At 69.4% G+C, this 10,479-nt stretch carries 10 protein-coding genes; 3 read left to right on the plus strand and 7 right to left on the minus strand.

The window, feature by feature from the left end:
- Positions 1-140: 140 nt before the first annotated feature.
- Together WAE60_RS22220 and WAE60_RS22225 are read left to right on the plus strand one after the other, a co-directional pair.
- Positions 141-821, plus strand: a complete 681-nt coding sequence (locus WAE60_RS22220; RefSeq protein ID WP_029911115.1) for a DUF484 family protein — start codon at positions 141-143, stop codon at positions 819-821.
- Positions 822-981: 160 nt separating this feature from the next.
- Positions 982-1,938, plus strand: a complete 957-nt coding sequence (locus WAE60_RS22225; protein ID WP_337688864.1) for a tyrosine recombinase XerC — start codon at positions 982-984, stop codon at positions 1,936-1,938.
- 153 nt (positions 1,939-2,091) lie between these two features.
- On the opposite strand, the gene WAE60_RS22230 is transcribed toward WAE60_RS22225, so the two are convergent.
- Positions 2,092-4,128 carry a sulfatase-like hydrolase/transferase gene (locus WAE60_RS22230; protein ID WP_337688866.1) on the minus strand — a complete coding sequence of 679 codons (2,037 nt, stop codon included), beginning with the start codon at positions 4,126-4,128 and terminating at the stop codon, positions 2,092-2,094.
- Positions 4,129-4,387: 259 nt separating this feature from the next.
- Between WAE60_RS22230 and WAE60_RS22235 the strand changes: the two genes are divergently transcribed.
- Positions 4,388-6,373 (plus strand): methyl-accepting chemotaxis protein, encoded by a 1,986-nt coding sequence (locus tag WAE60_RS22235; RefSeq protein WP_029911107.1) that lies wholly within the window; start codon positions 4,388-4,390, stop codon positions 6,371-6,373.
- Between the two features lie 120 nt (positions 6,374-6,493).
- On the opposite strand, the gene WAE60_RS22240 is transcribed toward WAE60_RS22235, so the two are convergent.
- From WAE60_RS22240 to odhB, 6 genes are all read right to left on the minus strand, one after another.
- Positions 6,494-6,811 (minus strand): hypothetical protein, encoded by a 318-nt coding sequence (locus tag WAE60_RS22240; RefSeq protein WP_337688868.1) that lies wholly within the window; start codon positions 6,809-6,811, stop codon positions 6,494-6,496.
- Positions 6,812-6,886: 75 nt separating this feature from the next.
- Entirely contained in the window at positions 6,887-8,287 is a 1,401-nt protein-coding gene (gene lpdA / locus WAE60_RS22245; protein WP_029911100.1) for a dihydrolipoyl dehydrogenase, read from the minus strand.
- Between the two features lie 177 nt (positions 8,288-8,464).
- Positions 8,465-8,821 carry a DUF3088 family protein gene (locus WAE60_RS22250; protein WP_337688870.1) on the minus strand — a complete coding sequence of 119 codons (357 nt, stop codon included), beginning with the start codon at positions 8,819-8,821 and terminating at the stop codon, positions 8,465-8,467.
- On the minus strand, positions 8,818-9,228 hold the full coding sequence (locus tag WAE60_RS22255) for a type II toxin-antitoxin system VapC family toxin (protein WP_337688872.1): 411 nt from the start codon (positions 9,226-9,228) through the stop codon (positions 8,818-8,820). The genes WAE60_RS22250 and WAE60_RS22255 overlap by 4 nt, the downstream gene beginning before the upstream one ends.
- Positions 9,225-9,494, minus strand: coding sequence for an AbrB/MazE/SpoVT family DNA-binding domain-containing protein (locus WAE60_RS22260; RefSeq protein ID WP_029911091.1), 270 nt, complete (start codon positions 9,492-9,494; stop codon positions 9,225-9,227). Before WAE60_RS22260 ends, WAE60_RS22255 begins: the two co-directional genes overlap by 4 nt.
- 122 nt (positions 9,495-9,616) lie before the next feature.
- A partial coding sequence (gene odhB, locus WAE60_RS22265; RefSeq protein WP_337688874.1) for a 2-oxoglutarate dehydrogenase complex dihydrolipoyllysine-residue succinyltransferase occupies positions 9,617-10,479 on the minus strand: 863 nt, incomplete at its 5' end.

The raw sequence follows: 10,479 nt of genomic DNA on the forward strand, positions 1-10,479 counted from the left end.
CTGCCTTGGAAACGTCCCCAGGTCGAGAGGACCCGTCGCCGTCCCATCAAGCCGCTGTTAACCGACTTGGGGCTTCATCGACCCTGTCTCCTGTTGTGAACGATATGGGGACGAAGTGTGAACGGAGTAGGGCCGACCCCATGAGCGACGCGACGCAAGCCAAGCTGTTCCCGGCGGTCGACCCGGCGCTGATCCGCGACTTCCTGCGCGCCGAGCCCGATTTCCTGCACGGCGATCCCGACCTGCTCAGCGACCTGGGCCTGCGTCCGGACGCCAGCAATATCGTCGACTTCGGCCCCGCCGCCCTGGCCCGGGTCTCGGCCGCCCACGAGCGCGAGGCCACGTTCCGCCGCCAGATCGAGGCCACCGCCCGCGCCAACTTCTCGGCCCAGGCCCAGACCCATGCCGCGGTCATCGACCTGCTGGACGCCCGCAACCATTCCGACCTGGCCCGCCGGGTCGACGACATGGCGACCTTGCGCTTCGGCCTGACCGCCGGCGTCGTGGTGCTGGAAGGCCCCGGCCGCGTGCCCGCCGGCTGGCACGGCCTGATCGCCGGCCAGATCGACATGACCATGGGCGACCACGGCGTGGCCCGCATGGGCTTCCACGCCCCGGCCCTGGGCCTGTTCGGCGACCGCATCGAACAGATCAAGAGCATGGCCATCGTCCGCATGGCCCTGTGGGAGCCCTCGCGCCAGGGCCTGCTGGCCTTCGGCTCGTCCGACCCCGAGGGCTTCACGGCCGACATGGGCTCGGAGCTGGTCGCCTTCCTGGCCCGCGTCGTCGAGCGCACGGCCGAGCGCTGGCCGATCCTGTGAGACCCGTCATCCTCGGACTTGTTCCGAGGACCCCTATGTCCGCCATGTTGCCGTTTCCGAACGAGACGCCGCCGACGCCGCGCGCGCCCTGCGACGACAACTCCGCTGAAGCAGGGGTCCTCGGAACAAGTCCGAGGATGACGGTCGGGGGGCGGCAAGGATGAGCGCCCACACCTCAACCGCCCGCACCGCCCTGACCGCCTGGCTGGACCATCTGGCCCACGAGAAGCGCGCCTCGCCGCGCACCGTGCGGGCCTATGGCGACAACGTCCTGGCCTATCTGAACTTCCTGGAGCGCCATCGCGGCGAGGCCCTGTCGGTCGCCGACATGGGGACCATCGCCGCCGCCGAGCTGCGCGCCTACCTGGCCTTCCGCCGCGACCCCGGCGAGCGCGGCCCCTCTTCTCAAGACAGGGACGGGCTGTCACCCCGCTCGCTGTCGCAGAGCCTGTCGTCGATCCGCGCCTTCCACCGCTTCCTCGATCATCGCCTCGACACGCCCAACGCCGCCGTCGGCCTGGTGCGCGGCCCGCGCATCAAGGTCGGCGCTCCGCGTCCGGTCTCCGAGGACCAGGCCCACGGCCTGATCGCCGAGCTCTCCCTCGACCCCGACCGCGAGGACTGGGAGGTGACCCGCGACGAGGCCGTGCTGACCCTGCTGTGGGGCTGCGGCCTGCGGATCTCCGAGGGCCTGTCCCTGACCCGTCGCGACGCGCCCCTGGCCGACAGCCTGCGCATCACCGGCAAGGGCGGCAAGACCCGGATCGTGCCGGTGCTGGACGTCGTCCGCCAACGGGTCGACGCCTATCTGGCCGCCCTGCCCTTCGCCCTGGGGCCCGACGATCCGCTGTTCCGGGCCAAGCGCGGCGGGCCGCTGTCGCCGCGCCACGTCCAGGCGACCATGCAGAACCTCCGCGGCCGCCTGGGCCTGAGCGACCGCGCCACGCCCCACGCCCTGCGCCATTCGTTCGCCACCCACCTGCTGGGCGCCGGCGCCGACCTGCGCTCGATCCAGGACCTGCTGGGCCACGCCTCGCTGTCAACGACGCAGCGGTACACCCAGGTCGACGCGGCGGGGCTGCTGGCCGCGTACGGCAAGGCGCATCCGCGGGCCTAGCGGCAGAACCACAATCCATTTTCGTTGTCATCCCGGAAGCCTCGCAGAGGCTGTCCGGGACCCAGGGGACTGGGCTGGCGCGGTGCGGTTCACCTGGGTCCCGGACAAGCGCTGCGCGCTTTCCGGGATGACAACGGTTAAGGAGGCGGACCGCTACAGATCCCGCGCCTCCAGTTGCGCCAGCAGCGCCGCCAGCCGGTCCGCCTCGGTCTGCACCGCCGCCCGTACGAACGGCGACGGCAGGTCGGCGCGGGCGGTGGGCGGCGAGCGCCCGACCTCCACCAGGTTCACCGCCTCGTTCGGATCCCGCGTCAGGTCGTACATCTCCCACTCCTGGGGCGCCTGGCCGGACGGGTCGAAATAGCGGTTCAGCTTGTAGGCCTTGGTCCGCACGCAGCGCACGTGGTTGGGCTGCCGCACCGGGCCCGGGGCCAGGTCCAGCGACGGGTTCTGGGCGTTCACGGCGGCGACCACGGCCTTGTAGACCTCGAACTCCTTGTCGCACTTGAGATTGGCCGGGTCGTCGTTCGAGGCCAGGGGCGCGGTGATCTCGTCGTCGGTGATGAACAGCACGCCCTGGCGCTCGCGCCCGTCCGGCTCGACCACCGTGTCGGTGTCGCCCTTCAGCAGGCCCGACAGGTCCACGCCCGGCAGGGGCGGCACGGGGCGTTGGCGGCCCAGGGCCTTGGCGATCGTCTCGCGCTGCTGCGCCGTCACCCCCGCCAGGCCCAGCACGGTGGGCAGGATGTCGATGTGGCTGGTCAGGGCGTCGATCTGGCGCGGCGTGTAGCCCAACGGCCCCTCCCCCGTCCCCGGCTCGTCTTCGACGATCCCGGTCGAGGGCGGGAACCGCACGATCACCGGCACGTGCAGGGCCTCCTGATAGGCCGTGTGCCACTTCTCGATCATCATGCCGTGCGCCGCGCCGTACTCGCCGTGGTCGGCCAGGAAGATGACGATGGTGTTCCCTGCCTGGCCGGTTTCCTCCAGCGTCTTCAGGACGGCGGCGATGTGGGTGTCGACCACCGTGTGCAGCCAGGCGTACAGCTGCAGGAACTGCACGGCGTAGCCGTCCGGATCGGCGCTCAGTTGGAACGGGATCGTGCCCTTCAGCGAGGCCTTCACGGCGTTCTCGAACGACCGCTCGTCCTGGCCCGGCAGGGTGGGCGCGTTGGGGAAGGTGTCATGCAGCTGCGACTGCACGCCGTTGATGATGTTGAACCCGGTCTTGGCGTTCAGGGCCAGGCCCACCTTGTAGGCGTAGTCGCGCTGGCAGCCGGGCTTGTCGGCCAGGGACTCGTTCTGGGTGGGCGAGGCCAGGGCGCAGTCCTGGGGGAAGTCCAGCGGGTTCAGGGCGATCTGCAGCGTGCCGGCGGTCGGCGGCGGGGTCTTCTGGCCCTCCAGCGGGATCGTCAGCGGGCCGAAGATCGACTGGGTCCCCGAATTGTCCGGGGTCGGAAGGGCCTGGGCGATCACCGCCGGATAGGTGGCGATGTCGTGCGGGTTGGTGAACGAGGCCACCGCGAACCAGGGCGGGATGTCCGCCGGGTCGGGACCGTTGGCGTAGGGGTCCTGGGCCTGCTCGACGGCCTGGACGCGGTTGTAGTTCAGGGCCAGGGCCTTGCGGCGGATGAAGGCGCAGGCCTGGTCGGTGAAGCCCGCGTCGCGATAGACGCCCAGATTGTTGATCGCCGCCCCGTGGGGCTCGGGATACGACTCCTCCCAGTCGTCGAAGCCGTAGCGGTCCAGCGAGTGCTCGGGCGGATTGCTGACGTGCCACTTGCCGAAATAGTGGGTCGAGTAGCCTGCCGCTCGCATCCAGGTCCCCAGGGTGGGGATGCCGTCGGCCGCCAGCCAGGGGAAGTTGTAGGAGTCGCCGCTCTTGAACAGGCCGTCGGTCTGGGTGACGCCGGTCTTGGTCCCGTACTGGCCGGTGTAGATCGTCGCGCGGCTGGGCGTGCAGGCGCTGGCGGCGATGGTGTGGTTGCGCAGCAGGGCCGCGTTCTGGCGCAGGGCCAGCAGGCCGGGGAAGTACTTGGCGTACGGATTGTGGCGGTCGTCCTCGCGCTGGAAGCCGAGGATTCGCTTCAGCGGCTCGGCGAAGCCCGCCTCGGGCCCGTAGGAGAACCGCGGGAAGCGGTACTGGTCGCAGGTGATCAGCAGGATGTTGGGCCGGCTCGACTCGCTCATGTGCATCTCCCCAGGATCGTGCGGCGCGCGCGTTTTTCGGTGCGGCTCAGCTATACACGATTAGGTTGAAAGATCGATGTCGCGACGATCTATGGAGGCAGATTCAGGCCGGCCGATTTGCTCCGACCTGTGACATTCCGTCGCTCAACACCGGCCCAAGCCTGGCAGTTAACCGCGTTTTTACGGCGTTCGCGGCTCTTGGCCTCAAGACCGGCCCCCCGCCCTTTCTCGACGGGGACACCCGGACATGAGGTTTGCGATGAAGTTCGACGATCTGAAGATTTCCACCAAGGTGGCCCTGCCGGCCGTCATCCTGACCGTGGTCGCCCTGTCGATCACCGGCGTGGCCGCCTGGCAGGCCAAGGTGTCGGAAGCCGCCACCAAGGTGCTCGTCGAACAGCGCGCCCCGGCCGAGCTGGAGGCTTCGCGCTTCAATCGCCGCGTGGCGACGATCGGCTACGCCGCCTATCGCACCATCGCCAACGACGCCGCCTCGCCCGAGGCCAAGGCCGCCAGCGACGAGATCGACTCCGCCTACAAGGAAGCCAAGGTCTCGCTGGGCAAGATCAAGGCCGCCGACGCCGACGAGGCCAAGCGCGTCGCCGACTACCAGACCCGTCTGGACCGCGTCTATTCCAGCGCCCGCCAGGGCGCGGACCTGGGCCTGCAGAACGCCAACGACGCGGCCAAGATGGTCATGGGCGTGATCGACCCGGACATCGCCAGCCTGAGCAAGGACGTCTCGCACTACACCAACACCCACAGCGACGAGACCCGGGCCATGGTGGCCAAGGCCGACAAGGCCGCCCAGACCGGCACCCTGATGTCGATCGTCTTCGGCCTGGTCGCCTCGGCCGCCGCCCTGGTCTTCGCCCTGTGGATCGGCCGCTCGAAGATCTCGGCCCCGCTGTCGGGCCTGTCCAAGACCATGGAAGTCCTGGCCCAGGGTTCGGTGGACGTCGAGGTCGTCGGCGCCCAGCGCAAGGACGAGGTCGGCGGCATGGCCCGCTCGGTCCAGGTGTTCAAGGACAACGCCCTGGCCCTGCGCACCGCCGAGGCCGCCCAGCAGCGCGCCAGCGCCGAGACCGAGGCCGAGCGCCGCCGCAACCAGGAGGCCGCCGAGGCCGCCGCCCGCGAGCAGGCCTTCGTCATGGAGAACATCGCCACGGGCCTGACCCGCCTGGCCGACGGCGACCTGACCTATCGCGTCGACGCCCAGTTCCCGCCGGCCTACCAGCGCCTGCAGAACGACTTCAACGGCGCCATCGCCCAGATGGAAGAGGCGATGCGCACCATCGTCCACGCCGCCAACGGCATCGGCGCCGGCTCGGACGAGATCGCCTCGGCCGCCGACGACCTGTCGCGCCGCAGCGAGCAGCAGGCCGCCAGCCTGGAAGAGACCGCCGCCGCCCTGGACGAGATCACCGCCACGGTGAAGCGCTCGTCGGCCGGCGCCGTCGAAGCCTCGCGCGTCGTCACCTCGACCCGTTCGGACGCCGAACGCTCGGCCGTGGTGGTGCGCGGCGCCGTCGACGCCATGAACGAGATCGAGAAGTCGTCGCAGGAGATCAGCCAGATCATCGGCGTGATCGACGAGATCGCCTTCCAGACCAACCTGCTGGCCCTGAACGCGGGCGTCGAGGCGGCTCGCGCCGGCGACGCCGGCCGCGGCTTCGCCGTCGTCGCCCAGGAAGTGCGGGCCCTGGCCCAGCGCTCGGCCGACGCCGCCAAGGAGATCAAGACCCTGATCTCGACCTCCTCGCAGCAGGTCAGCCAGGGCGTGTCGATGGTCGGCCAGACGGGCGACGCCCTGCAGGCCATCGTCGGCAAGGTCAGCGAGATCGACGGCCTGGTCAGCGAGATCGCCGCCTCGGGCCAGGAGCAGGCCACCGGCCTCAACCAGGTCAACGCCGCCGTCAACCAGATGGACCAGACCGTCCAGCAGAACGCCGCCATGGTCGAGGAATCGACCGCCGCCAGCCACGCCCTGAAGGGCGAGGCCAACGGCCTGATGCAGATGATCGGCCGGTTCCAGGTGGGCGGCGCCAGCGCCGCCGTGGGCTCCACCACTCGTCGCGCCGCTCCGGCGCCGACCCAGGTGTCGCGTCCGGCCCCGCGCCCCGCTGTCGCCCCGGCCACGTCGGCCAGCCGTCCCGGCGCCAACCCGGTCAAGGCCGCCCAGGCCAAGCTGGCCGCCTTCGCGGGTTCGGCGCAGCCGAGCAGCGACGACTGGGAAGAATTCTAAGGTTCAGTAAGCGTACCGCCCTCGCGTGCGTAGGAGGGCGTCTCCTCCCCTCGTAGCTTAGCGTACCAGCCCCGCCGGATTTGCCCCCGGCGGGGCTTTTTCGTGCCGATCGGGCCGGACCTAGCGCCCGGCCGGCAGGTCCACGTTGAAACGGACGGTCGAGGACGCCGGGCAGCCGTCGACGCTGCGCAGGACGGTCAGGGTGTGGTTGGCCGGCGGCAGGTCGCCGAGTTTCCGGACCATGGTCCGGGGCGGGGGCGCCGCGTCGACCGCGAACTCGAGACCCTTGTTCCGGCAGGCCGCCCGCGCCTTGGCGGCGTCGAGGGCCTCCTGCATCGAGGCGTAATAGCTGGCCGGCAGGTCGGAGACGATCTTGTCGCCCGTCACGGGCGGCGCGACGTGGACGGCCGAAGCCAGCAGCAGGGCGGACAAAAGCATGGCGGGGCTCCTCTCGAAACCCCGCCACTCTACGTCCAGTCGAGCGCGAACGCTCGTTAAGTTTGCGACAGGGCGCTAGGCCTGCATCGTCCAGCCTTCGACGCCCATCGCCGCCTGGCGGAAGGCCTCGGCGCGGGTGGGGTGCGGGTGGCAGGTGCGGGCCACGTCTTCCGACGAGCCGCCGAACTCCATGGCCACGCAGATCTCGGCGATCATGTCGCCGACATTGGGACCCACGGCGTGGCAGCCCAGGATGCGGTCGGTCTTGGCGTCGGCCAGCACCTTCACGAAGCCGTCGGTCTCGTGGTTGATCTTGGCGCGGCTGTTGGCCAGGAACGGGAACTTGCCGACCTTGTAGGCGACGCCCGCGGCCTTGAGGTCCTCCTCGGTCTTGCCGACCGTGGCGACTTCCGGCGAGGTGTAGATGACGCCCGGGATGATGTCGTAGTTCACGTGGCCGGCCTTGCCCGCGATCAGCTCGATGCAGGCCACGGCCTCGTCCTCGGCCTTGTGGGCCAGCATCGGACCCGAGGTGACGTCGCCGATCACCCAGACGCCCGGGGCGGTGGTCTTGTAGTGGTCGTTGGCGATCATGCCGCGCTTGTCGGTCTCGATGCCGACCGTCTCCAGGCCCAGGCCCTGGGTGTAGGGACGGCGGCCGATGGCCACCAGCACGTAGTCGGCCTGCAGGGTCTCGGCCTCGCCGCCGGCCACGGGCTCGACGGTCAGCTTGACCTGCTTGTCGGTCGCGGCCGCGCCGGTGACCTTGGAGGCCAGCTTGAACTTGAAGCCCTGCTTGGTGAGGATCTTCTGGAAGGCGTTGGCCACTTCGGTGTCGGTGCCCGGCAGGATGCGGTCCAGGAACTCGACCACGGTCACTTCCGCGCCCAGGCGCTTCCAGACCGAGCCCAGCTCCAGGCCGATGACGCCGGCGCCGATCACGATCAGGCTCTTGGGGACTTCCGGCAGCGACAGGGCGCCGGTCGAGTCGACGATGCGCTTGTTGTCGATGGTCACGCCCGGCAGCGGGGTGGGCTCCGAGCCCGTGGCGATGACGATGTTCTTGGTCTCGAGCACGGTTTCCGAACCGTCCTCGGCCTTCACCACCACCTTGCCGGGCCCGTCGATACGGCCCCAGCCCTTGATGTACTCGACCTTGTTCTTCTTCATGATGAACTCGACGCCCTTGGTCAGGGCTTCGACGCTCTCGGCCTTCTGGGCCATCATCTGCGGCAGGTTCAGCTTGGGCTTCACCTCGATGCCCAGCTTGGCGAACTCGCTGCCGACGGCGGCTTCGTACAGCTCCGAGGCGTGCAGCAGGGCCTTGGACGGCATGCAGCCGACGTTCAGGCAGGTGCCGCCAAGCTTGCCGCGTCCTTCGACGATGGCGGTCTTCAGACCCAGCTGACCGGCGCGGGTCGCCGCGTTGTAGCCGCCGGGGCCGCCCCCGATGATGACGACGTCGTATTGAGCCATGGATCTTCGCCTTGAGACGCGCCGCGTTCGGCGCCGGACAGAAAATGGGGCCTGTCCCCCGGTTTCCCAAGGGTGACTGGGCGGGGTACTCCTAGCGCCTCTGCCTTAAGGATCAACCCAACAGGTGCGTTAAAAGCCTCGGTCAGCGGCGTCTTGTGCGTTTGCGCCGCCTCGACCTCAGGGATGCGGCGGCGAGACGCGGTATCGCGCCGCCAGGACGCGGGTGATGGGCCCCTCGTTGGTGGCGAACCACAGGCCGTCGGCCTCGTTCAGGTCGCCTTCGCGCAGGTCGGGATGCTCGAACGGTTCGGCCAGGATCAGCATCGGCAGGTTCTGGTTCGCCTCGCCCAGCAGGTCGGCCACCGGACGGCGCGGCCGCGGATACGGCAGGTAGGCCACGTCCAGCGCCTCGCGCACCGCCGGATAGTAGCCGAGGAAGCCCTCGACCGCCGCGCAGGCCATGCAGAACCAGGGCCGGTCCTGGTCGATCCAGTCGGGGCGCAGGAGGAAGAGGCGGTCGCGGGCGGCGGTCATGGCTGGCTCCAGTCCTGGATATCCAGGCCCTCGACGCGGGAGAACTCACGGGCGTTGGAGGTGACCAGCGTCCAGCCGCGCGCCAGGGCCTGGCCGGCGATCAGCACGTCATAGGGCCCGACGGGACTTCCATGCGGTCTGAGCTTGGCCCTGACGGTGGCGGCGGCCGTCACATCGTCCTCGTTCAACGGCTCGATGACGACACCGTCCAGGACCTCGGCCACGTTCAAGGCCTCGCCGACCGGATCGCGGCTGAGCGCCACGCCGAACCGTAGCTCGTGATAGACGATCAGCGAGGTCAGCAGGGTTTCCCCCGCCAGGATCGCCCTGTCCCGGCGCTGGCGGATGATCGCCTTCCGTCCTCGAATGAGATCTACGAAGACGTTGGTGTCCAACGCCAGGCTCACCAGAACTCCCGTTCCTGTTCGGGCGGCTGTTCACGGTCCGGAAAGTCGGCGCCGCCTCGCGCGTCGATGCGGGCCCACATCGCGTCGAGATCGGCCTGTGTGCGAGGCGGCTTGGCGGCGACCGGTTCGAGGATCACCGCGTCGCCCTCGCGACGGACGGTCACCTCCGTCCCTTCGAACCGAAAGGCCTTGGGCAGGCGAACGGCCTGGCTGCCGCCGTGGGTGAAGAGCTTGGCGCGGGGGGGCTGGATATCGAGCTTGGTCATCGCGACCTCGATGTATCTACAAGCCATAGATACATGAAATCCACGCGCGTCTCAACGCTGGCCCGCGACAACGAAAAAGGGGCCGCTTTCGCGACCCCTTTCCGTTCGTTCCTGAAGAGCGACTAGAGCTCCAGCAGCAGGCGCTGCGGGTCTTCCAGGGCTTCCTTGACCTTCACCAGGAAGGTCACCGCGCCGGCGCCGTCGACCACGCGGTGGTCGTAGCTGAGCGCCAGGTACATCATCGGGCGGACCTCGATCTTGCCGCCGACCACCATGGCCCGCTCCTTGATCGCGTGCATGCCCAGGATGCCCGACTGCGGGGCGTTGAGGATCGGGGTCGACATCAGCGAGCCGTAGATGCCGCCGTTGGTGATGGTGAAGGTGCCGCCCTGCATGTCCTCGATGGCCAGGGCGCCGTCGCGGGCCTTCTTGCCCAGGGCGCCGATGGCCTTCTCGATCTCGGCCAGGCTCAGCGCGTCGGCGTCGCGGACGACCGGGACGACCAGGCCCTTGTCGGTGCCGACGGCCACGCCGATGTCGTAGTGGTTCTTGTAGACGATGTCCTGGCCGTCGATCTCGGCGTTGACGTCCGGCACGGCCTTCAGGGCGGCGACGACCGCCTTGGTGAAGAAGGACATGAAGCCCAGCTTCACGCCGTGCTTCTTCTCGAACACGTCCTTGTAGGAATTGCGCAGGGCCATGACCGCCGTCATGTCGACCTCGTTGAAGGTCGTCAGCATGGCGGCCGTGTTCTGGGCCTCCTTCAGGCGGCGGGCGATCGTCTGACGCAGGCGCGTCATCTTCACGCGCTCTTCGCGCTCGTGGATCGGACGCGGCGCGGCGGGAGCGGCGGCCGGGGCCGGGGCGTTGGCGCGGGCTTCCAGGGCGGCCAGGGCGTCGCCCTTGGTCACGCGGCCGTCCTTGCCGGTGCCCGCGACCTTCGACAGGTCCAGGTTGTTCTCGGCGGCGATGCGGGCCGGGGCCG

This window comes from Caulobacter sp. CCG-8, assembly GCF_037402475.1.
Lineage (GTDB): Bacteria > Pseudomonadota > Alphaproteobacteria > Caulobacterales > Caulobacteraceae > Caulobacter.